This window comes from Deltaproteobacteria bacterium, assembly GCA_003696105.1.
Taxonomy (GTDB): Bacteria; Myxococcota_A; Polyangia; order Haliangiales; family J016; genus J016.
This window is the reverse complement of sequence record RFGE01000062.1, coordinates 1-23,255: the sequence shown is the minus strand read 5'-3', so window position 1 is coordinate 23,255 and position 23,255 is coordinate 1. Positions and strand designations below refer to the sequence as shown.

General features: G+C 71.0%; 19 protein-coding genes and 1 pseudogene. 6 read left to right on the top strand and 14 right to left on the bottom strand.

Annotated features, from left to right (window positions below; genetic code table 11):
- Nucleotides 1-49: 49 nt before the first annotated feature.
- Nucleotides 50-736, bottom strand: a complete 687-nt coding sequence (locus D6689_03925) for a hypothetical protein (GenBank protein ID RMH43883.1) — start codon at nt 734-736, stop codon at nt 50-52.
- Between the two features lie 334 nt (nt 737-1,070).
- On the bottom strand, nt 1,071-3,614 hold the full coding sequence (locus D6689_03920) for a VCBS repeat-containing protein (protein RMH43882.1): 2,544 nt from the start codon (nt 3,612-3,614) through the stop codon (nt 1,071-1,073).
- Nucleotides 3,615-4,601: 987 nt separating this feature from the next.
- On the opposite strand from D6689_03920, the gene D6689_03915 reads away from it, so the two are divergent.
- Nucleotides 4,602-5,180 carry a hypothetical protein gene (locus D6689_03915; protein ID RMH43881.1) on the top strand — a complete coding sequence of 193 codons (579 nt, stop codon included), beginning with the start codon at nt 4,602-4,604 and terminating at the stop codon, nt 5,178-5,180.
- A gap of 28 nt (nt 5,181-5,208) precedes the next feature.
- Here the strand turns inward: D6689_03915 and D6689_03910 are convergent, their stop codons facing one another.
- On the bottom strand, nt 5,209-6,351 hold the full coding sequence (locus tag D6689_03910) for an acyl-CoA dehydrogenase (protein ID RMH43880.1): 1,143 nt from the start codon (nt 6,349-6,351) through the stop codon (nt 5,209-5,211).
- Nucleotides 6,352-6,381: 30 nt separating this feature from the next.
- Here D6689_03910 and D6689_03905 point away from each other — a divergent pair, with 30 nt between their 5' ends.
- Entirely contained in the window at nt 6,382-7,401 is a 1,020-nt protein-coding gene (locus D6689_03905) for a serine/threonine protein kinase (GenBank protein ID RMH43879.1), read from the top strand.
- Between the two features lie 3 nt (nt 7,402-7,404).
- Here D6689_03905 and D6689_03900 read toward each other — a convergent pair whose 3' ends face one another.
- From D6689_03900 to moaA, 10 genes are all read right to left on the bottom strand, one after another.
- A complete protein-coding gene (locus D6689_03900) occupies nt 7,405-7,653 on the bottom strand; it encodes a hypothetical protein (GenBank protein ID RMH43878.1) in 249 nt (82 codons plus the stop codon).
- A 58-nt stretch (nt 7,654-7,711) separates the two neighbouring features.
- Nucleotides 7,712-8,371: a hypothetical protein gene (locus D6689_03895; GenBank protein ID RMH43877.1), complete on the bottom strand. Its 660-nt coding sequence runs from the start codon at nt 8,369-8,371 to the stop codon at nt 7,712-7,714.
- A gap of 20 nt (nt 8,372-8,391) precedes the next feature.
- The gene (locus tag D6689_03890; GenBank protein RMH43876.1) at nt 8,392-9,096 is read right to left on the bottom strand and encodes a hypothetical protein; all 705 of its coding nucleotides are present in this window, start codon (nt 9,094-9,096) and stop codon (nt 8,392-8,394) included.
- Nucleotides 9,066-9,923, bottom strand: a complete 858-nt coding sequence (locus tag D6689_03885; protein RMH43897.1) for a heme ABC transporter permease — start codon at nt 9,921-9,923, stop codon at nt 9,066-9,068. The genes D6689_03890 and D6689_03885 overlap by 31 nt, the downstream gene beginning before the upstream one ends.
- Nucleotides 9,806-10,528 (bottom strand): ABC transporter ATP-binding protein, encoded by a 723-nt coding sequence (locus D6689_03880; GenBank protein ID RMH43875.1) that lies wholly within the window; start codon nt 10,526-10,528, stop codon nt 9,806-9,808. The genes D6689_03885 and D6689_03880 overlap by 118 nt, the downstream gene beginning before the upstream one ends.
- 3 nt (nt 10,529-10,531) lie before the next feature.
- Nucleotides 10,532-12,142 carry a hypothetical protein gene (locus D6689_03875; protein RMH43874.1) on the bottom strand — a complete coding sequence of 537 codons (1,611 nt, stop codon included), beginning with the start codon at nt 12,140-12,142 and terminating at the stop codon, nt 10,532-10,534.
- Nucleotides 12,139-12,927 (bottom strand): hypothetical protein, encoded by a 789-nt coding sequence (locus D6689_03870; protein RMH43873.1) that lies wholly within the window; start codon nt 12,925-12,927, stop codon nt 12,139-12,141. The genes D6689_03875 and D6689_03870 overlap by 4 nt, the downstream gene beginning before the upstream one ends.
- A complete protein-coding gene (locus tag D6689_03865) occupies nt 12,902-15,784 on the bottom strand; it encodes a hypothetical protein (GenBank protein RMH43872.1) in 2,883 nt (960 codons plus the stop codon). The genes D6689_03870 and D6689_03865 overlap by 26 nt, the downstream gene beginning before the upstream one ends.
- 8 nt (nt 15,785-15,792) lie before the next feature.
- Entirely contained in the window at nt 15,793-16,221 is a 429-nt protein-coding gene (locus D6689_03860) for a cytochrome c maturation protein CcmE (GenBank protein RMH43871.1), read from the bottom strand.
- Nucleotides 16,222-16,387: 166 nt separating this feature from the next.
- A complete protein-coding gene (gene moaA, locus D6689_03855; protein RMH43870.1) occupies nt 16,388-17,410 on the bottom strand; it encodes a GTP 3',8-cyclase MoaA in 1,023 nt (340 codons plus the stop codon).
- A gap of 85 nt (nt 17,411-17,495) precedes the next feature.
- On the opposite strand from moaA, the gene D6689_03850 reads away from it, so the two are divergent.
- A complete protein-coding gene (locus tag D6689_03850; GenBank protein RMH43869.1) occupies nt 17,496-17,822 on the top strand; it encodes a hypothetical protein in 327 nt (108 codons plus the stop codon).
- A gap of 178 nt (nt 17,823-18,000) precedes the next feature.
- A complete protein-coding gene (locus D6689_03845; GenBank protein ID RMH43868.1) occupies nt 18,001-18,903 on the top strand; it encodes a DNA adenine methylase in 903 nt (300 codons plus the stop codon).
- A 25-nt stretch (nt 18,904-18,928) separates the two neighbouring features.
- On the opposite strand, the gene fusA is transcribed toward D6689_03845, so the two are convergent.
- Nucleotides 18,929-20,968 carry an elongation factor G gene (fusA, locus tag D6689_03840; GenBank protein ID RMH43867.1) on the bottom strand — a complete coding sequence of 680 codons (2,040 nt, stop codon included), beginning with the start codon at nt 20,966-20,968 and terminating at the stop codon, nt 18,929-18,931.
- A gap of 484 nt (nt 20,969-21,452) precedes the next feature.
- On the opposite strand from fusA, the pseudogene D6689_03835 reads away from it, so the two are divergent.
- Both D6689_03835 and D6689_03830 read left to right on the top strand, forming a co-directional pair.
- Nucleotides 21,453-21,566: pseudogene (locus D6689_03835) on the top strand (NmrA family transcriptional regulator).
- Between the two features lie 470 nt (nt 21,567-22,036).
- The gene (locus D6689_03830) at nt 22,037-22,987 is read left to right on the top strand and encodes a hypothetical protein (protein RMH43866.1); all 951 of its coding nucleotides are present in this window, start codon (nt 22,037-22,039) and stop codon (nt 22,985-22,987) included.
- Nucleotides 22,988-23,255: the final 268 nt, after the last annotated feature.

Below are 23,255 nucleotides of genomic sequence, written 5' to 3'. Positions count from 1 at the left end.
GCCCGCCGCGGGTGCGCGGCCCGCGGCCGACCGCCCGCGCGACCGCACCTCAGTCGCCGAGCGAAAACGCCGACGGCCACCGCGACCGCACCGCGTCGATCGCCGCAGCGTCGGCGCCGTCGATCCGGATCACGCCGTCCGGGTCTGGTGCGATGGAATCCCACGGCACGACTTCGAGCACCCGCTTCAGGTGAATGTCGACGTCGATTTCGTGAGCGGTCCCCGCCGCGACGACCAGCGCGCCGAGGTCGACCGCGAGCGCAACCGACGGCGGCGGCGCGTCGTCGACGATCTCGAACTCGACGTTGCCCTGCGCGATCTCCACCTCGCCGTAGACGGCGTAGCGTCGCACGGTGCCGCGCAGTTGCGCGTACAGGCCGGCCGTCACGCCGGCCAGCCCGATCGGCCGAGGCCGCTCCTCCTCGTCCCATACCAGGTCGACCGCGACCGCGCCGGTGGCGCCCACATCGCCGATCGCGCGCAGGTCGTCCATCGCGAGTTCCACGAGCTCCACCTCGGCCTCGCGCGGGCCGCCGACCTTGCCCGGGATCGACTCGCGCGTGGCGAACGCGACCGACAGCAGCGCGCGCTCCCCTCCGCCGTCGCCGCCGTCCGCGCCGCCGTCGCCGGCGCCCGCGTCCGCCGGCGGAGTTCCGGGCAGCGAGCCGCCCAGATCGACGGTGCATCCGACGGCCACGGCGGCGATCAGAGGCAGTCCGGCGGCGAGTCGAGCCATGCCCGACGCGCGTGCAACGCGAGTGCCATGACAACTACGCGAAGGCCTTGCCCGCCGCGCGCCGCAACTGTGCACGCCTCGGACACATGCGCAACCGCCGGCCACGCCGCCGCCGCTCGCGCGAGCGAGCCGATCGCCTCACCCCGCCGAACGCGGCCGCCGTGGCCCGGGCCCGGACTCCTTGCGGATGAACCCCTGCGCGAGGGCGCCCCGTCCCGGCGGCACCGCTCGCCGTGGGGCCCGGAGCCGCCACCGCGACGAACGGACGCGACGCGAGCGCACCGCGCGCCGCACGCACGGCCGTGCGACGAACGCCCGCCCGGTCCCGGTCGGGTCAGGGGCACACGACGTCGTCGAGGAGCAGGCCGTTGTTGTGTTCACGACACTCCGTGTGCTCCTCCGCGCCCGTCCCGTCGTCGTCGACGGCGATGCGCACCGACACCGGGGTCGCGGTCGGCAGCCCGGTCGCCGCACAGGTGACGGTCGTACAGTTTCCGGGCCGCAACACGCTGCCGGTCGCGGCCGTACAGGCGAGGTCTCCCCCGGGCAGGTACACCGCCACCGCCACGCCGTCGGCGACCGGCTCGGTCCCTCGGTTGCAGACCTCGATGTCGAGGTCGCCGGCGCCCGGCGCCGTACACGCCAGCGTTGCCTGTTTCACCGTGAGATCCGGCATGATGCCGACGCCGGCCCCCGCGCCCGGTGCGTTCTGGCGGAAGTTGTTGAGCGAGGGAACGGTCCAGTTGCGCATCCACGCGCTCGTTCGCGGCACGCGACCGTCGTCGAGCACGTTCGTGACCGCGTACGCGTGCTGATTCCAGATGCGCCGCGTGTCGACCCAGCGCCCCAGCCGATCGCCGATCACGCGCAGCCCGAACGCCGTCGCCGGTCCCGGGTGCCCGGCGCGGCACACCTTGCCGTTGGGCGACGGCCCCGCGATCGGATCGAGGCACGCGAATCCGTCGCCGCCGCAGTCGGCGCTGACGGAACAACGGCACCGGCCGGTCGCGTCGGTCGGAGCGTCCCGCCGGCACGTGGTCGCGCCGGGACAGTCGGATTCGTCGAAACAGCGAATGCCGTCGAAAATCGGATCGACCGCCGGGCAGGTCACGCGGCAGTTCGTGTTCGAGCCGACGACGATCTCGGCCCCGAAGTCGGCGTCGGTATCCGCGATCACCGGGTTCTCGTACCAGGTGCACGACGTGCGGTACCGCGAGTACACCACATCTCCGTTGCGACCGTCGTAGACCCGCGTGAAACACTCGTCCGCGTAGACGACCTCGGCGATGCCGTCTCCCTCGAAGTCGAACACGGACGAGCCCGTCCGGTTCGACGACTTGTCCTGCGACGGCTGCGACCACAGCACGCCGTCGGTCGACATCGTCGGACACGTGCTCGGATCTGGAGGATCGGTGCAGTCGAGGTCGAATACGGAGTATGCCGTGCCGTTGGCGGCCGCAAACTCCGCGCGGCCGTCGCCGTCGAAGTCCGCGATCGTCGGCGCGCCGCCGAAGCCGGTGCCGGGCAACGCGAGCGGGCCGAACAGGATACGGCCGTCCACCGCGTAGACGGTCGCGGTGCCGCGCGCGATCGCGACGACCTCGGCGATGCCGTCGAGCGTCGCCCGGTCGTCGGCGCTCGGATCCGGGCCGAAGGTGCCGAAGTCCGCCACCGCGGTCTGCGCGTCGTCTCCGAGGGCGACCTCCTGCACCCAGGTGTGCGTCGCCAGGTCCCACCCGTAGATCGCCGAGCCCGCGACGAGTTCCGGTTGGCCGTCGGCGTCGACGTCGGCGGCCACCGGGATGTAGCCGGTCGTGAGCCCGCTGCTGAGATCGCCGACACTCGACAGAAACGTGCCGTCGGGGCCGAACACCGCGCCGTAAAACAGGATCTCCGGAAGGCCGTCGTCGTCGAGGTCGTGCGCCGACGGCCCGGTCCACACGCACAGGTCGGCCGCCACCTGCTCGGTGGTCTGCCACAGCGTCGAGAACGTGCCGCCTGCATCGAACTTCCACGCGGCCAGGCCACCGCCGACCGTCACCGCGACGATCTCCGGCGTACCGTCTGCGTCGAGATCGACGACGAGCGGGCTGCTCGCTGCGATCGGCACCGGCTCGGCGATGGTGGCGATCGGCTGGCAGGTCCGGCCGTCGATCACGCGGATCACGCCGGTGTGAGCGGGATTGCTGCCTTTGCACGCATCCGCTCCCCCATCGGTGAAGTTGTACGAGACAAAGACGATGGACGGGCGCGGCAACTCCGGGTCGCCCGACGTGCCGAAGTCGGCGACGACCGGCGCGGACAGGACGTTGACGTGCTCGGGATACGGATCGCCGGCGGGCGGCCCGAGCCATTCGCACTGCACGTCGGGGAAGAACACGCCCGCCACGACCTCGCGGGTGCAGCCGTCGTCGAAGAAGCCGCCGGGACCGACGCCCCACGGCAAACACTCGCCCGCCGCGGTGTCGCAATATGCGTCCCCGGAGCAGTCGTCGGTGGACGCACACGGCTGTGGCCGCGGCACGCACACGCCGTAGCGGCACACCTCGGTATCGGCGCACGGCGAGGGACACGCTTGGCCCGCGTCACCCGCGGCGCCCGCGTCCCCGCCGGCGCCGCCCGCGTCGACCGCGCCACCGCCAGAACCGCACGCCGCGATCGCACACAGCCACGGCGCAAGGAAGGTCGAGTCCCCGCGAAGCCACGTCACGGGTCGACTGTACACCGCCGGTACGCGACGCAATGCGCTCCATCGCACGCCACGGTGCACTGATCGGAGCGCTCGCACGGCGCGCCGGCGCCGCCGCGCGCCCGGCACACCCCCGGGTCGCCGTCGCACCAGGCGCTGGCGACACAGCGGCGTTCGCGCGGGTCGCATGGCTGGCCTGCCGCGGGTCGATCGCGGCAGACGCCGTCGCAGTAGGCCCACGCGGGATCGCACGGCGGCGCCGTCCGGCCGTCCGGATCGCACGGCTCGCCACGGCCCGCGTAGCGGCGGCACTCGAGCGCGACGACGTCGCAGTACAGGTCGCCGACCGCGCAGCCGATCAAGCACGGCTCACCGGGAGCGTCCGGCATCGCCGCGCACCGCCGGGACAGGTCGCAATAGGCACCGACGCCGCAATCATCGTGGCCGCTACACGGCTCGCCCAGCGCCGCCGGCGCCGGCGGCGGCTCCGGCGGGGGCGGCGCCGCGCCGCACGTGCCGGCGCAACACTGGGCATCGCACACGCGCCGTTCGCACGGAGCGCCGCCGGCACACTCGAACGCGCTCGTACACGCGCCGCCGGGCGGCACGGCCCCCGTCCACATCGCAGCGCACGCATCCGCCGAAAACGGGCTGGCGAGGCAGTGTGCCGATGCCGTGTCTGCGACGCACCGGCCGGCGGCGTCGGGGTCGTAGAGCAGCCGGCCGGCGGCGACCGCGTCGCGCGCGCGCCGCGTGTCGTACTCTTTCGGGTCGAGCAGCCGGCGGCAGGTCACCGCGTCGGGGACGTGCCGGCAGCGCACTGCCCACCGGCAGATGGCGTCCTGCAACCGCGCCGACAGGTCGGACAGCGGCACCGGCTCGACCGGCACCGACGAATCGCAGGCGCCGAGCCAGCCGGCGATCGCAGCCGCCACGAGCGCGCGGCCGCGCGACCGCACGGCACGATGGGACCGCCTCCGGGCCCGCGCGAGGCGAGCGCGCGTCATCGAGCGATCGTAGCGCGCCGTCGCGGCGACCGGACGAGGCGGCCGCCCGCAACTCCGGGCACCGGTGTACGCCCGGCGTACACCCGCGGCCATGTGTACGCAGCGCAACCACGCCGGCCGTTCCTACCCGCGGGGATGTGCTGGCCTGATCGTTGCATTGTGTGGCGACGTGACCCTTCGCCTCGCGTACCTGTTGCTGCCGCGCTTCCGAGTCTATCCCCGCGAGTGGATCGGTGCCGCGGCGCGCCTGCAGACGGGCGCCGGTCCGGTGATCCGCAGCGTTGACGCCTGCTTGGCGCAAGATGGCGACGACGCCCTGCTGCGCCTGCGCCTGGAGGTGCTCGACGCCGCGCACTGGGCGGACGTGGTCCTGTGGGCCCACCACGAGGGGGCCGTACTCATCGATCCGCAGGCGCTGTCCCCGGATCGCCGGAATGCGTTCTTCGCCGACACGCTGCCGCGGTTCGACCGCGTCGCACACGACTTCGTGTCTCCGGTCGCGGCGCTGAAGGCACTCGTACGCGCGCGGCCGCGACCGCCGACCGCGCCGCCCCGTCGGCGGACATCGCCGCCCCCGCCGCCGCGTCTCGCCCAGGGCACCGAGAAGTTCAAGCGCGCCGAGATCGAGTGGCGCACTCCGCCGGTCGCCGCCGCCGGCCGGACGCGGCGGACCGGCAACCTGACGCGGACCGTCTCCGGCGTCCTCGGCGACCGCGACCGGTTCCACCGCTCCGGCACGATCGCATAGCGCCGGGCGAGCCCGCTGCCGCGAAGGGCTATGCAGACTTCAGCACGTTGCGGGCGATGACGATGCGCTGAATCTGGGACGTGCCCTCGTAGATCTGCAGCAGCTTTGCGTCGCGCATCAGTTTCTCGACCGGGTACTCCTTCGTGTAGCCATAGCCGCCGAAAATCTGGACGGCGTCGGTCGCCGCCTTCATCGCGGCGTCGGCGCCGAACAGCTTCGCGTACGACGACACGATGCTGTCAAGTTTGCCCTGGTCGACCATCCACGCCGCCTTGTGGCACAAAAGCCGCGTCGCCTCGTACGACACGGCCATGTCGGCGAGCATGAACTGGATCGCCTGGTGCTGTGCGATCGGCACGCCGAACGTCTTGCGCTCGAGCGCGTAGTTGCGCGACTCCTCGAGTGCCCGGCGGATCAGCCCCGCCGCGCCCGCGGCGATCCACGGCCGCGACCGATCGAAGGTCATCATCGCGATTTTGAACCCCTGGTCTTCGCGACCGATCAGCGCGTCCTTGGGCACGACCACGTCCTCGAACAGCACGTCGGTCGTGTTCGAACAGCGCTGGCCCATCTTGTCCTCTTTGCGGCCGGTCTTGACGCCGGGGGTCTGCGCATCGACGACGAACATCGCGATGCCCTTGTGGCGTTTGCTGCGATCGAAGGTGGCCAACACCGTGTAGAAGCTCGCGACGCCGCCGTTCGTGATCCAGCGCTTCTGGCCGTTGATCACGTACTCGTCCCCCTTGCGCTCGACGCGCGTGGAGATCCCCGCGACATCGGATCCGGCATCCGGCTCGGAGCAGCAGTACGCAGCGAACACCGGCGCTTCCGTCAGGCGCGTCAGCCACTTCTTCTTCTGCTCTTCCGTACCGGCGATCAACAGCGGCATCGCGCCGAGCAAGTTCGCCGTGAGCGACGTGTTGACGCCCGCGCACCCGTACGCGATCTCCTCTTGCAACAGGCAGTTGTCGAAACAACCGAGCCCGAGCCCGCCGTACGCCTCTGGGATCTCGACGTTCATCAACCCCGTCTCCCACGCCTTCTCGAGAATCTTGCGCGGGAACTCGGACTTCTCGTCGAGTTCACTGGCGACCGGGATGATCTCTTTTTTCGTAAACTCGCGCGCGGTCGCGACGAGCGCCTGCTGTTCCTCGGTGAGTGCAAAGGCCATGGCCGCGCATGGTACCATCGGAGGTCGCGCATGGTGCGACCGTTCGGGGACTACACGCTGCTGCGCCGACTCGGCCAGGGCGGCATGGCCGAGGTGTTCCTGGCGCGGGCGGACCGCGCGTCCACCGGCCCGAAAATCGTCGTCCTCAAGCGGGTTTTGCCGCATGTGAGCCGCAACCGGCTGCTCGTCGAGCTATTCCTGAACGAGGCTCGAATCGCGTCGCGGCTGGCGTCGCCACACATCGCCCGGGTCTACGACACGGGCCGCGTCGCCGGCTGGGACTACCTGACGATGGAGTTCGTGCTCGGCGTCGACCTCGCACGGGTGTGTGCGCGCTGCCGGCCGAGCGCCGCCGCCCGGCTCGGCCCCGGCGCCGTGGTCCGGTTGCTGGCCGACGTGTGCGCGGGGCTCGAGGTCGCGCATGCGGCGGTCGACGATGACGGCTCGCCGCTCGGGATCGTGCACGGCGACGTCCATCCGCACAACGTGATGATCGATTTCCACGGCGTCGCCAAGCTGATCGACTTTGGCGTCGCGCAATCGACCTACGCGGCCCCGGACGCCGCACCGCGCGGTACGTATGCGTACATGGCGCCGGAGCAGCTGCTCGGCGCATCGTTCGATCGCCGCGCGGACGTGTTCGCGGTCGCGGCGATCGCGTGGGAACTGTTTGCCGGCCGACCGCTGTTTCGCCGCAGCGCCAACTATCTGACCGTGCGCGCCGTCGTGGAGGACGCGCCGCCGCCATTGCCGTCGAACCTCGGCGATGCCGCGCCGGCGCTCGACGGCGTGCTGGCGCGCGCGCTGGCCAAGTCGGCCGACGATCGAATCGCGTCGTGCGGCGACCTCGCAACCGAGTTGCAGGGCGTCGCCGCGCGGTTCGGCTGGGACACGTCGCCGCATGCGCTCGCCGCACCGTTTGGCGAGCTGTTCGCGGCCGAGCGAACGGCGCTGCGCGATGCGGTCACCCGCAGCGGCAAGGCGTCGTTCGAGGACTGGCTGTTCGACCTCGCCCCGGAGGTCGATGTGTCCTGGTTGCTGCCCGGCTGACGACTACCCGCCGTCGCGCGGCGCGGCGGCATCGCCCTCACTGGCGTCTGCCGGCGCCCCGTCGCCGCCGGCGCGCCGCTCGCGGGCCGCGCGCCTCGCCGCGCGGGCGGCGCGCGCCGCCGCGCGCTCCGCTTCCCGGCGCTCGGTCAGACGGGCCTGCTCGCGGGCGGCGCGCGCACCGAGGACGAATCCGATCATGATCCCGAGCAACAAGATACCCGGAATATAGATGAGGTGATTGGACGGTGGCATGACTACGCGGTGTCGCTCGCGGGATGAGCGCAGGACGTCGTGGTGGCCGCCATGCAGACTACGCCCCGTCGTCCGCCGCGCGCCGTACCTCCTCGCGCAGGCGCTCGATGTCCGCCATGAGGCGGCGCTGGCGGAGGAACAGCGCGACGACGAATGCGACGAGGAGGACGAGGATCGCGGCATACGCCGCCACGACGTGGCGGTTGTTCTTCACCGCGGCCGACGCGTTGCGCTCCTGGAACTCGTAGCTCAGCAGCCCGTCGAAGTGCGCGCGCAGCTCGGCCATCCACTTCGGATCGCGACGCATCGCCTCGGTACACTCGTCCCGCATCGGGCTCGTGTAGCCGGGTTCGAACGCCGGCAGCGCCGGCGGCGGGTTCGCGATCGCACCGGTCCGCGGATCGAAGAACAACTGATTGATGAACAGGTTGCGCAGGTCCCGGTACCACGCCTCGTCCTTTTGCCACTCTGCATCACAGCGGGCGCGCAGGTCGGCCGCGCGCGCGGCCGCGGCCGGATCGGTCGCCGACTCGGCCGCGCGCGGCGCGGTCGCGGCCGGTCCCGCGGCCGCCGAGCCGGGCGCAGCCGCCGCGCCCGGCGGCTCGGCGGATTCCGCACCGCCGGAAGTGCGGGGCGCGCCGGACGCCGCCGGTTGCGCTCCCGCGGCGCGGGACGCGCCGGCCAACCACAGCGCCGCCACGGGCGCGAGCCAATGCATCGTTCGCATCGTCGGTCTCCTCATTCGAACAACCCCGCGTCGAGCGCCGCTTCGCGCACGTCGTCGAGTTGGCGACGCCCGCGCCCGATCGCCAGCCGAACCTTCATCAGCAGGACGAACAGTGCCACGAACGCCGTGACCGCGACCCAGAACGCGATGCGCATCGTGCCTTGCAGGCCCGGAACGACACTCGTCTTGGGGTGAACCGTCCGCCAGATATGAACGCTCAGATAAATCAACGGCACGTCGAGCATTGCGAACACGCCGAGCCCGGCGCCGAGCCGTTCGCTGCCCGGTCCGCCGTATTTGCGCACGAGCACGTAGGCGACCATGATCATCCACAGCAACAGCGCCGTCGTCAGCCGCGCCTCCCAGTCCCACCACATGTTCCACGCGGCCTTACCCCAGATCGATCCGGTGATCAGCACGATCGCGCCGAACAACACAGCGAGTTCCGCCGCGGCGCTCGCGACCTCGTCGTGGTCGGGGTTGCGCTTGCGAAGATAGCGCAGCGAGTAGATGCCGCACACGAATACGGCGACGAACAGCATGAACGCCGACGGCACATGGAAGTAGAAGATCTTCTGGTTGAAGTAGAGCTGATCCAATAGCGGCGCCCGGTAAAACGCCAGCCACAACGCCGCCGGCAAGCCGATGGCCGCAAGCGCTGCCGCGATCAACACACCCGTCTTGTTCATTCGATCACCAGGGCCTCGAAAAACCATAGCGCGGCGACAAGGAACACGACGTCGAACACCGCGAGAAAGCGGATCCAGAACCACGCAACCGACGGGTCGTACGCCGCACCGATGATCGCGCCGGTCGCCTTCGCGGCGGCGATCATCATCGGCACGAGGATCGGATACAACGTGACCGGCAGCAACACCGCACGGGCCCGCGACCGCAGCAACATCGACGCGAACACCGAACCGACGATGGAGAACCCGATCGTCGCGAGCGCCAGCGCCACCACCAGCGCCACCGGATCGCGACCGAGAGGCGCCTTGAACAGTACGCCAATCATCGGCACGACGACGAGTTCGGCGGTCAGGATGAACACCGCGATCGAGATCGCCTTGCCCAAGAAGATCGCCGCGCGCGGCACCGGCGCCAGTAGCAGGCCGCGCATCGTATTGTCCTCGCGCTCGCGATCGAACGCACGCGACAGACCGAGCGTGCCGGCAAACAACACGCTGATCCAGAGTAGCCCGGCCGACACGTCGCCGATCGCCTTACCGGTCCGCCCCTCGACGAACGCGAACGAGAAGATCAGCATCACCATCGCGCCAAAGAACAACATCGTGTAGACGACTTCGCGACTGCGAAGCTCGACTCGCAGGTCCTTTCGGGCGACGGCGCCGACGTGTGCGAAAAAGCCCACTGCGACGGTTTTACGCCGACCCGACGACGTGTCGCAAATCGTGGCGCCTGCAGTCACTCGTCGAACTCGTGGTAAATGTCCTTGAGTTCCGCGTGCGAAAACGCCGTACCGGCCGGTGCACGCCGATCGACGACGACCTTGCCGCGCCGGAGCACGACGACGTGGTCGCACACGCCGTCGAGCGCCTCCAGGTCGTGCGACACCACGAGCACGACGCGGCCGTCGCGCCGGGCTCGGTCGAGCGTGCGAGCGAGCGCCGCCGCACCGTGGCGATCCAGCCCAGTGAACGGCTCGTCGAGCAGCAGCACGGGCGGCTCGTGCATGAGCGCCCGGGCGAGCGCGAGCCGTTGCAACATCCCGCGCGAGTAGGTGCGCGCGGGGCGATTGCGAGCCCGGTCGTCGAGCCCGACCTCGTCGAGCAGCGCGGCCGCCCGGTCGCGCCGCCGCGGCACGGAGTACAGGTTGCCGTAGAAATCCAGGTTTTCGACCGCTGTCAGTTCACCGTAGATGAACGACTCGTGCGCGAGCACGCCGATCTGCGCCCGCAGCGGCGCGCCGGCTGGGACGGCCCGATCGCCGCTGAGGTACACCACCTCGCCCGCCGTCGGACGCACAAGCGTCGAGAGGATCCCGAGCAGCGTCGACTTTCCGGCGCCGTTGGGTCCGAGCAGCGCGCACAGGCTACCGGCGCGAAGGTCGACATCGACGTTTGCGAGCGCGCGCTGAGGGCCGTAGCGTTTCGACACGCCCGCGACGTGGACCCGGTCGATGCGCATCGGTCAGCGGTCGGTGCGCAATTCGGCGACGACCTCCGACAACCGTCGCTTCAGCGCGCTGCGCCGCTGGTCGTATCGGTCGTCCGCCACGCGCCCCGCGAGGTGGTCCTTCTCGAGTGCGACGAGCTTCCGCAACAGATCATCGCGCTCGATCACCAGCTCGTCGCGTCGCGTGTCGCGCGCGCGGTCGCCGGCCGAGCGCATCGCCGTGGCAATCCCGAGCGCGATGAAGATCGTCGCGATGGCCGCCGCTGCGGCACCGGCGTAGCGCCACATGCGGGGCGGCTGCGGCAACCCCTTGAACGCGATCCGAAGCGTGCCCCCCGCACGGACGTTGATGCCCGGCATGACCAGAAACGTCGTGCCGCTGTCGGCCAACGTCGAAAACCGCGCCGGCCCGATCTGGTCGGACTCCACGAGCTTGCCCGCCTCGATGCCGTCGCACACGCGCGGATCCTGGCCGCGCTTGCGGCAGCGCTCGAGCCGCTTTACGACGCCGGCGTTCGCGCGCAGCGAGATCTGGCTGTCGATCGCGCCGAACGGCAACGGCAACACGAAGTCCGCGCGCCCGTCTTCGATCGGGATCGCGAACTGCGCGACGAACGCGCGCTGGCCCGGCGGAAACGCTCCGCGCCAGACCAGGCCTCGCTGTTTGTCGACCTTGACGCGCATCTGATTCTGCTCGTCCACCGACGCGGCGACGAACCCGCGCGGCAGCGGAATGACGATGCCCTCGTCGCCGGGCAGATACGGCGCACCGGTGCCGTTGGCGAGGACGAACTGGACCTGGAACCACAGCCGGTCGTCGTCCACCTCCGCTCCCGCGTGCATCTGCATCAGCAGCGACGGGTACACGAACACCGAGCCGAAGCCGCCGCGTCCCCGGCCCACCTGGATCGGCTGCGAGCGATACACTCGCCCGCCGGCGACGACCTCCGCGATGTACACCTTGTCGTTGCCGCCGGCCACGCCGGTGAACCGCGCCACCTTGGCGTCCTGCAGCGGCTCGAGCGCCGCCGTCACCGCGCCGCCCGTGGTCAGGTCGACGAGCCGGACCGAGTGCGCGGCGTCGACCATGCCGCGCACTTCGACCACCACCTGGCCCGCGGGGACGGGCGGCAACCCCTCCGGCGACAGATCGTCGACCGGCGGATCGGAGGCGTCCGGCTCGGGTCCGGCGAGAAGGACGCGCATGCCGACCTTCGGCGGCATGCCGATCGGCTCGCGCGTCCCCACGTGATCGTCGATGTCACCGCGCGGCAGCAGCGTGGTGAGGAAATAGGCCCGGCTCCCGTCCGTCGCCAATCCCTGGAACACGGCGCGGCCGTTTTCGTCCACCGGCAGGCTCTGCAGCGACACCTTCCCGTCGGCCCCCACGGCGACGAGATGCACGATGTGGCCGGGCGGAAACTTCGACTGCGAGTTGCCGAACTGGTCGACCGCGAACCCGCCCTGGACGACGCGCGCGGTGAGTCGGCCCGGCGGATCGTTCGGCTCCGGCCGCGCCATCCCGCTCATCACGCGTGGGTTGGGCATCTGAGGTTGCGCCCGCGCGGTGCCCGCGGTCGCCGCGACCGCCCCGATCGCCGCAAGCCATGCAGCGGAGACCTTCACGAGGCCCCTCCGCCGTCGTCGTCGCTCGCATGGTCCGGTTCGGAGTACGTGAGCCATCGATATAGCCCGTGGCCGGCCAGCGCCAGCCCGGCCGCGACCGGCAGCCCCCACCCGACGACGTGACCCGCGCCCGCGTCGGGCGACCAGGTCGCGAGCGCGGCAAACGCGCTGGCGGCGGCGACGAGCGCGCCCGCCGCCGCGCGATAGCCGTACCGCCCGCGGCGTTCGCTCGCCTCGACCTGGCGTACGAGCCGGTCGACCTCCGCCCGCGGCGCCTGCCCGCGCCCCGGCCGCACACCGATGCGCGCGGCCACCTCGCGATCGATCGCCTCGTCGATCGGCACGGTCGGGTCGTCGAGCACGCCCGCCTCGAGTTCGCGGATGACCTCGATCGCCCGCGCGCGGTACACGCGCAGGATCTCGTCGGCCTCGGCCGGCGACATCTTGCCCATGTCGCGGTCGAACTCCACGTCCTTGATCGCGCGCAGCAACGCGCGCTTTTCCCGCTCGAGGTCGCCGCGGCGAAGGGCGTCCAGGTCCGCCGGCTCGATCGCGTCGCCGCCGCCGCCGCTGCCGACCGCGGTCCACAGCGCGCCCCACAACAGCCACGCCGTCGCCACGAGCGCGGCCCAGCCGATCGCCAGCGTGACCGCCGACGGCGTGAGCCGCCCGCGGTAGACGGCGACGATCAGCGCCCACCCGGCGAGTACGGCTACCGCGCCCGCCGCACGCGACAGCCATCGCGGCGCGGCTGCGCCGTCAGTCGATGCGGTCGAGTTCCTCATCCAGTCGATCCGCCGCCTCGTCGTCGAGGTCGACCTGCTGTGCGGCCGCGACCGACACGGCCCAGTCGCGGCGCCCGCGCCGCACCCAATATCGGCCCACGCCGACGATCAGCGCGAGCGATCCGCCGATCAGCGCGAACGGCAGCGCCCACGCCAACCGGTTGAACCCCTCGTCGATCGGCAGCGTGAGCACCTCCTGGCCGTACTTCGCGATGAACGCGTCGCGGACCTCCTCGTACGCCCGCCGCTGCGCCTCCTCCGTCGACAGGTCGCGGCCGCGCAGCGCGGCGAGCACCTCGGCCCGCATTTGCGCCGCATAGCCGCACTTGCAGTCGTGGATCGGCTCCTTGTTGCAGCCGCCGCACATGCAGCCGATGTCCTTCATCAGCCGGGCCGCGGTGTCGCTGTCCGGGCGGTACTGACTGGCGATGGTCGTGCCCTGCACCGCGTGTGGATTCGACTCCTCGTAGACCGGCCCGGCGGCGGACGGCGCGTCCTGCGCGCGCGCCGCCGACACGGACAGCAGCGTCGCCCCCGCGACGAACGCCGCCAGCGCCGCCTTGTCGGCGATGCGGCCGACCCGTGTCTTCGGCGCCGGCTTGAGCATGCGCACGACCGACTCGGGAATCAGGCACACGAAACAGCCGAGCATGAGCACGGTGAACCCGAGCCATACCCAGTTGACCAGCGGGTTGAGAAACAGGCGGAAGTTCGCGATGCCCTCGGTTCCCGGCTCGAACCCGAGCAGCGCCAGGTACACGTCGTCGGCGCCGACGCTCTCGATCGCGGGCTCCGTCGTGCGCTGTTCGGTCGATTTCGTGTACAGCCACTGCGCCGGCCACAGCGTGCCGAGATCGTCGCCGTCCTTCGTGATCGCCCGCAGCCGCGCCGTCCACGTCTGTTTGTGATCGCCGTTGACCCCCGAGCAATGGGCGCGCACGTCCGCGCGCAGCTCGGACAGGGCGGCGGCGAGCCGCGCGCGTTCGGCTTCGTCCGCCGCGCGGGCGATCCGCTGCTGCAGGTCCTTGGCCTGCTTCGCGGTGCCGTCGGACACCGTCTCGGGGCAGTGATAGAAGCGGTCGTAACGAAACAGGATGCCGCGCACGACGACGCAGTCCGGCAGCTCGCCCTTGCCGCACGACAGCAGCACCTCGCCGAACGGTTTGTCGCCGCGGTCCATCAGCGCCTTCGTCGTCCCCGGCTGATGCAGGGTGAAGTCCTTTTCGACCTCGAACGCCTTGCCGGCGAAGCCGATGAACATCAGCGCGATGCCCATGTGGACGATGTAGCCGCCGTAGCGCCGCCGCTTGGCGAGGACGATGCCGAGCAGAGACGACAGCGCGTCGCTTCCCGTCTGCCGCTTGCGCACGCGCGTCCCCTTCCAAAACTCTTGCACGCAGGATGCGAGCGTGAAGGCGACGACGCCGAAGCACACGAGCGCGCTCGGAAACCTCACCTGATTGGAAAACAGCGACGACAGCGCCCGCGTGCGGGGAAACGCCGCCGCCAGAACGCCGACCGTGACGACCATCGCCGCGACCGGGAACGCAAACTGGTCCATCAGCCGCCGAGCCGCCGTCCGGCGCCACGCCAGCAGCGGCGCCGCACCCGCGAGCATGAGCAGGGTCAAGCCGAGCGGCACCATCCATTTATTGAAGAACGGCGGGCCGACCGTGATCCGTTGATCCCGGAACGACTCCGAGATCGTCGGGAACATCGTCGCGAACAGCACGAACAGCGCGCAGCCGAGCAGCACCCAGTTGTTGACCAGGAACGCGAACTCGCGCGACGCGAACGACTCGAACGAACCGCGCGATCGCAGGCGCGGCAGGCGGTAGACGATGAGCCCCACCGAAAAGATCCAGATCAGCGCCATGAACAGGATGAAATAAAGCGCCAGTTCGTTGTCCTCGCCGAACGCGTGCACGGACTGGACGACGCCCGACCGGGTCATGAACGTGCCGAAAATCGTGAGGAAGAAGGTGAGGACGACGAGCACGACGTTCCACACCTTCATCGAACCGCGCTGCTCCTGGATGATGATCGAGTGAAGGACGGCCGTCGCCGTGAACCACGGCAGGAACCCGGCGTTTTCGACCGGGTCCCACGCCCAGTAGCCGCCCCAGCCCAGCTCCTCGTAGGCCCAGCGCCCGCCGAGGATCAGCCCGAGCGACAAGAACAAGAAGCAGATCAGGATCCACACGCGGATCGAGTAGATCCACGCATCGTCGAGTCGTCCCGAGGCGAGCGCCGCCACGCAGAACGCGAACGGCACCGACGCGGCGACGAAGCCGATGTACAGCGACGGCGGATGGATCACCATCCAGTAGTTCTGCAGCAGCGGGTTGAGCCCCTTGCCGTCCACCGGCGGATCGGACAGAAACGTCGCGAACGGGTTCTTCGCGTAGATGAGCACCGCGAGGAAGAACAGCGCGATGCCCATCAACGTCGCGACGACGTAGCCCATCATGTCGCGGTGGCGGTGGCGGTTGGCGAACACCGCGACCGCCGAGAACACCGCGAGGACGAATACCCAGAACAGCAGGGAACCGTCGAGCCCGCCCCAGTACGCCGTCACCTTGTACCAGGTCGGCATCGACGTGTCGCTGTAGTGGTAGACGTACTTGATCGTGTAGTCGTGCGTCAAAAACGCGTAGACGAGCAGCGCCGACGCGACCGTCATGAGCCCGGCGAACGCGTACAGGCCGTACATCGACGCACGAATCAGGCGCGGGCGCCGGCGGCGCGAGCCGATCACCCCGACCGCGAGGGTGTACGCGGCCAGGACGAACGCCACGAGCAGAACGATGTGGCCGAGGACCGCCGTGGGCGACGAGGGGATGTCGAACGCCGACACGCTGCGCCTCAGGATCCGGCCAAACTCTTGCGCCGGTTCTCTTCGTACTTCGACGGGCACTTCGCCGACAGCTCGTCGGCGACCAGCCGGTAGCTGCCGTCCTCGGCCCGGTCGAGGCGCCCCTTGGCGACGACCTCGGCCGCGTCCTTGAACGTGTCGGGAATCGGCGCGGTCGTGGTCACCGCGATGCGCGCCCCCTTGCTCTCGAGGACGAATCGCGTGGTCTGCTGGTGGCCCTCGATGCGCTTGTCGATCGAGCCGGCCTCGACGAAGCCGTGAACCTGCAGCGGCTTGTCGACCCACTTGGCGGGCGCGGCCATGACCTCCTCGACGTGCTTGTAGTACGCCACCTCGCCCTCGAGCGACGAGGCCATGAGGTAGCCGACGCCGCCCGCGACGAGGACGACGGTCAGCACGATCTTGATACTGCGGCTCATGGTGGGCTCCGTATGGTCCGTGGTCGGCGGGGTGCGCGGCGCGGCACCCGCGGTACAACCTAGCACAACCCGCGCCAACAGCCCCCCCGGGGCCAGCGCGCGTCCGGGATGCGCTATGTGCGGGCCGATCCTCGCTTTTAGTCCGATGCCGCGCGCCGCCGGTCCGTTACCCGCCGATGCTGATCATGTGCTTGCTGGGGGCGCCATGCCCCGATCGGCGAAAGTCGTGGCCCGCGCGCTTGCCGGCCAGCGCCGCACGGATGGCGTCGCGCACCGCATCGTCGCCGCCGCCGCCGCGCAAAATCGCGCGCAGGTTGACCGCGTCGTCGTACGCCAGACACGTGTGCAGCTCACCGACCGCCGACAGGCGCACGCGGTTGCACGTGTCGCAGAAGTGCTCCGTCATCGCCGAAATGATGCCGAACCGGCGCGCCCGGTCGCCGCCGGGCGCCCAATACCGCGCCGGCCCCGTCGCGTCGCCGCGGTCGATCACGCGCTCGACCGGGCCGAACCGGCCGGCGACCGCCGCGCGGATCGCCGCCGCGGACAGCTCGCGGCCCGGCGCGTACAGCCGGCCGTCGGACATCGGCATGTGCTCGATGAACCGCGGCACCGCGCCGACCCGCCAGCCGTAGGCGCACAAGTCCGCGATCTCGTCGTCGTTGAACCCGCGCAGGGCGACCGTGTTGAGCTTGACCCGCATGCCCGCGGCGCGCGCCGCGTCGATGCCGGCGAGCACGCGGTCCAGATCGCCGCGCCGCGTGATCGCGGCGAACTTGTCGGCGCGGAGGGTGTCGACCGACACGTTGACCTCTGCCAGCCCGGCTCGCGCGAGCGGCTTCGCGAGTTCCGGCAGGCGATGGCCGTTGGTCGTCATCACAACCGACTCGATCCCCTCGATGGCGGTCAGGCGCGAGACCAACTCGGGCAGCCCCTTGCGGATGGTCGGTTCGCCGCCGGTGAGCCGGACGCGCCGAACGCCGAGACCGGCGAAGACGCGCACGATTCGCGCGATCTCCTCGAAGGCCAGCACATCTTGCCGGGGCACGAGATCGACGCCCTCGGGCGGCATGCAGTACGTGCAGCGGTAGTTGCAGCGATCCGTAAGCGAAACGCGCAGGTACGTCACGCGGCGGGCGTGCGCGTCGACGAGCGGAGGCAACACCGGGAGCGACACGGCGGGAGCCATTTCAAGCCTTATACCAACTCTTGACACGGTGCGCCGAGTGTTTTAAGGACGGAGCCCCCTACCCCGCACAGGAGACGTACTGCCTATGCACATCCACGCGCACACCGCCGACAAATCGTCCATCGAAGGTCTGTGGGTCCTGTTGGTCCGCGAGCCGGGCTCGGAGGAGCCGAACTCGCTGATGATGGCCCGCGCCGGCAACAACGAGACGTACCTGCTCGGGTTCAAGAACGCGTTCAACGCGCGCCGGTTCATCGAGCAGTCGGCGGTGGAGCACGCGGAGCCCCGCATGGTGGTGCGGAGCAACAAGGCGGAGGTCCTGGCGCTCGCGAGCGAGCGCGGCGCCGTGGGCGTGTTGGTCGACTACGACCCGACGACGCACGACTACGCGCGCGCCGCCGAGCTGTACTGACCGCGCCGGAACCGCGCGCGCGCCGCGCGGTGGCCGCCGCGCCGCGCCCACGGCGCGAGGGCGTCGCGACGCGCGCCGGAGTCGGCGCGCCGCTGCGCTTCGATAAGCACCTCCGTAACCGGCCGCGGCCAGGTGCCGAAAACTTGCCCCCCTCCGCGCCGATCCCGACCATGGGGGCATGCCTGGGACCGCCCCTTCGACTGCGCGACTGCGCACCCGTCCGCTCGCACCCGCGCGCGTCGCGCGCCGCCCGGCCCGGCCCGACGCCGCCGCGCCGATCGTCAAGTGGGCGGGGGGCAAGTCGCGGCTGCTCGACGCGATCACGGCGCGCCGGCCGCCGTCGTTTCGCCGCTACTTCGAGCCGTTCGTCGGCGGCGGTGCCGTCTTCTTCCGGCTCGCCCCGCACCACGCGGTCCTGTCCGATCTCAACGCCGACCTGATCGCGACCTACCGCGCCGTCGCGTGGAACGTCGAGGCGGTCATCCGGCGGTTGCGCACCCACCGGGATCGCCACTGCGAGGACTACTACTACGCGACGCGCGAGCGGTGGAACGAGCGCACCGGGCCGCAGTCGGACGTCGACCGCGCCGCGATGTTCATCTACCTGAACAAGACCTGTTACAACGGGCTGTGGCGCGTCAACCGGTCGGGGCGGTTCAACGTGCCGATCGGTAGCTACAAGGCGCCGGCGATCTGCGATGCGCCCGGGTTGCGCGCCGCGTCGCGCCTGCTGCAGCGGGCCGAGTTGGCGACGCGCAGCTACGACTACGTGGTCGACGCCGCCGGCCGCGGCGACTTCGTGTACTTCGACCCGCCGTACCAGCCGGTGTCGGCGACCGCCAACTTCACGAGCTACACCAGCGCGTGCTTCGGGGAAGACGACCAGCGCGAACTCGCGCGCGTCGCGCGGCTGCTGGTCCGCAAGGGCTGCGCGGTGATGCTGTCCAACAGCGACACGCCGCTGATTCGCTCGCTGTACGACGGCTTCCGCGTCGATCGCGTCACCTGCAACCGCGCGATCAACAGCCGCGCCGACGGTCGCGGCGCCGTCGCGGAAGTGCTGATCACCGGCGGCTACTGACCGCCGCGGCCGCGCGATCCGGCCGCTACGTGCCGGCGGCGTCGAGGTTGTCGTAGGCGTGGAATTTCATCGTGAAGTTCGCGCGCCCCTGGGTGAGCGACCTCAGATCGGTGGAGTAGCCGAACAGGTTCTTGAGCGGCACGTGCGCGATCACCACGCTCTTGACGCCCTCGGTGTCGACGTGCTGAACGTGGCCGCGGCGCTGGTTGAGATCGCCGATGACCGCTCCGAGGTTGTCTTCGGGCGTGACGACCTCGACCACCATGATCGGTTCGAGCAGCGTCGGCTGAGCGTCGCGCAGCGCGCGGCGGAACGCCTCGGCGGCCGCCACCTTGACGCCGACTTCCGCGGGGACGCCCTCGCGCGTGCCGACCGACAGCAGGGTGACCTCGAGGTCGGTGAGCGGGTAGCCGTTCGGGCCCGACTGCGACACCTCGCGAAGGCCCTGCATCGCGGCCTCGACCACCGGCGGCGGCACGCCGGCGTCGTCGCCGATCGCCGATTCGATCCGCGTCCCCGCGCCGCGCGACAGCGGCGCCACGCGCACGCGGGCGGCGCCGTACAGCGACTCCTCTTTCAACTCGCGTTCGAACACCGCCTCGCCTTCGGCGGCCGCGGCGATCGTCTCGCGGTAGACGACCTGCGGCTTGCCGACCGCCACCTCGACGCCGTACTCGCGCTGAAGCGTCTCGACGACGATCTCGAGGTGAAGCTCGCCCATGCCGCTGATGATCGTCTGGCCGGTCTCCTCGTCCTCGCGCACGCGAAACGTCGGATCCTCCTCGACGATCTTGTTGAGCGCCCATTCGAGTTTGTCGCGTTCGGCGTTGGTGCGCGGCTCCACGGCGATCGACATCACCGGCTCGTACGTGTCGATCCGCTCGAGCAGGATCGGCGCATCGGGCGCGCACAGCGTGTCGCCGGTCGTCGCGTGCTTGAGCCCGGTCGCGGCGACGATCTCGCCGGCGACGGCCTTGTCGATGCGCTGGCGCCGGTTGGCGTGTACCAGAAACAGGCGCGCCACCCGCTCCTTGTCGCCGATGCGCGGGTTCCACACCTGATCGCCCGGCTTGACCGTACCGCTGAACACGCGCAAGAACACGAACTTGCGCGAGTCGTCCATCGCGACCTTGAACGCGAGCATCGCGAGCGGCTGTTTCGGGTCCGGCGCGCGCTCGAGCACGACGCTCGGATCGCGCGGGTCGACGCCGCGGATCGGCGGCAGATCGTGCGGCGACGGCAGGTAGTCGACCACCGCGTCGAGCACCTGGCGGGTGCCCTTGTTGCGCAGCGCCGAGCCGCACAGCACCGGGACGACCCGGCCGGCGATCGTCGCGCGCCGCAGCGCCGCCTGCAGGGTCGCCTCGTCGATCGGCCGGCCGTCCAGGTAGGCCTCGGCGACTGCGTCGTCGGTGTCGGCGACCGCCTCGACGAACGCGTCGCGCGCCGCCGCCGCGGCGTCGCGCAGGTCGCTCGGAATGTCCGCCGGCGACGGCTCCTCGTCGAGATCGCCGTGGAACGTGAACGCATGCCCGCGCACCAGGTCGACCACTCCCGAGAACGCATCCTCGGCCCCGATCGGAAGTTGCACCGGCACCGGGTTCGCGCCGAGCTTGCGCCGGATCGACGCGACGGCCGCGTCGAAGTCGGCGCCGAGCCGGTCCATTTTGTTGATGAACGCGATGCGCGGCACGTGAAACTTGTCCGCCTGATGCCACACGGTTTCGGACTGCGGCTCGACGCCGGCGACGGCGTCGAACACGACGACAGCTCCGTCGAGCACGCGCAAACTGCGCTCGACCTCGATCGTGAAGTCGACGTGCCCGGGCGTGTCGATCAGGTGGATGTCGTGCTTGCGCCACTGGAGCGTCGTCGTCGCGGCCGTGATCGTGATGCCCCGCTCGCGTTCCTGCTCCTGCCAGTCCATCTGGCTTTCGCCGTCGTGGACCTCCCCGACCCGGTGGATCTTTCCGGCGTGATACAGCAGGCGCTCGGTGAGCGTCGTCTTGCCGGCGTCGATGTGCGCGACGATGCCGATGTTGCGAACGGAGTCGATCTTGGCCATGGCGGGCGGCCGACTATACCCCAAACCGCACTATTTCCCGACAGATAGCGGCCCCGTTCGACTTGTCGGGACCCGGCGCGAGGTATATCCTGGCGCCATGCGTACCCGCAGCATCGCCCTGGTCGCGGCGCTGTCCGGTGTAGTGGGGCTCGGCATCGGCGCACGCGCCGCGGCGCAGACTCCACCGGCCGGCGACGCACGACCGGACATCGAGAAGGCGCGCGAACACTACAAGAAGGCCACCGAAGCGCTGGCCATCAAAGACTACGCGATCGCCGCCCGCGAGTTCGGCCTCGCATACCAGATCACGAAGGACCCGGTGCTGTTCTTCAAGATCGCGCTGGCGCACGACAAGGCCGGCGACTGCGAGGCCGCGCTCATCTATTACGGACGGTACCTGCGCGAGGGCAACCCGAGCGAGGCGGACCGCGCCGACACCGAAAAGCGCGTCGACGAATGCAAGCGCAAGCTGGGCCAGACCGATGGCGGCGGTGCGGCGGCCGGCGGCGGCGGTGCGGCGGCCGGCGGCGGCGCTGCGGCGGCCGGCGGCGGTGATGCGGCGGCCGGCGGCGGTGCGGCAGCCGGCGGGGACGCGGCGGACGTCATGGCGCCCGACTTCGACGACGCCCCGCCGACCCCCGCGCCGGAGGATCGACCGCCGACGTTCGTCGACGGGGGAACGAGTTGGCAGCGCACGGCTGCGTGGGTGTCGGTCGGCGTCGCGGTCGCCGCCGCCACCACCGGCGCCGTCCTCGGCCTGTCGGCGAGTTCGCGCGAGGAAGACATCGAGACGCTCATCGACTTCCGCGATCCGGTCGACGGACGACCGCGCGCGTTCGACGGCGAGGTGCGACGCCAGTACGAAGACTTCGTCGACGAGGGGGAAAATCTCGAGCGGTGGGCGAAGATCGCGTGGATCGGTGCCGGCGTGAGCGCCGCCACCGCCGTGGTGTTCTTCCTGGTCGACCCGGGAACCGAGGCGGGCGCGGAGCGGGCGCCGGCCGCAGCGGCCGTGACGCCGGTCGTCACCGGCGACAGCGTCGGCTTCACCGCGGGGTGGGTGTTCTGATGCGACGCGCCACGGTCGTCCTCTCGTTGCGCTGGGGGATCGCGGCGGTCGCCGCGGCGGCTCTCGCCGCGTGTTTCGACGCGCCCAAGCCCGCGTGCGCGTTCCTGTGCGGAAGCGACGGCGCGTGCCCGGACGGCTACGCGTGCGCGGCCGACGGCTGGTGCAAGCGCGCCGACGTCGACCCGGCGTTCCAGTGCGACCCGACGGTGCCGCCGCCGATCGACGCGGCATCGGCGGACGGTGCCGCGGCCGACGCGGCCGGCGGGATCGACGGCGCGCCCGGCCCCGACGCGGCAGCGCCGGACGCCGCGCCGCCAGCGCCGGACGCGGCGGCGCCGGACGCGGCGGCGCCGGACGCGGCGGTGCCGGACGCGGCGGTGCCGGACGCGGCGGCGCCGGACGCGGCGGCGCCGGACGCCGGGCTCGCGCTCGGATCGGCGTGCACGATCAACGGCGAGTGCAACAGCGGCTTCTGCTCCGACGGCGTCTGCTGCGACGCCGCGTGCGACGGCCCGTGCGACGCGTGCAAGGCATCGCTCGGCGCGACCGCCGACGGCACGTGCACGCTCGTCTCGGGCGTGACCTGCCGCCCGTCGGCCGGCGACTGCGACGTCGCCGAGACCTGCGACGGGACGTCGGCCGACTGCCCGGCCGATCAGTTCGTCGCGGCCGGCACGTCCTGCCCCGATCCGGACCCGACGGACTGCATGGGCACCGCCCAATGCGACGGGATGGGCACCTGCAGCGCGACCGCTCCCCTGGCCGCCGGCACGCCGTGCGGCGCGGGCATCGCCGAACCGACGTGCAACCCCGACGTATGTGACGACGCCGGCGTCTGCACCGACGTGCCCGCGGCCATGGACGAGACGGCCTGCGCCGAGCAGCCCAACGGCGACTGCTGCGGCGGGGTGTGCACCGACACGAGCGGCACCGGAGGCACCTGCCCGTAGGCGCGGCGGTGGCGGCCGCCCCGTCCGCGCGCCGGATGCGACGCGCGACGCTGCGGGGCGACCGCGGGTAGACCGCGATGGCCGCCGCGGACATCGCCCCGCACGCGGCGTAGGCCCGCCGAACGCCGCGCGGGCCGGCGACGGCGCCGCGCCCGCCGCGGCCGCCGGAAGCGCCCGGGCGGCTCCGATCGCCTTGCCCCGTGCACGCAGCGCCCGCGCGGCTTGACGCTGGGCGTCGATGATGGCTTGCTACCGCGAGCGCCATGGT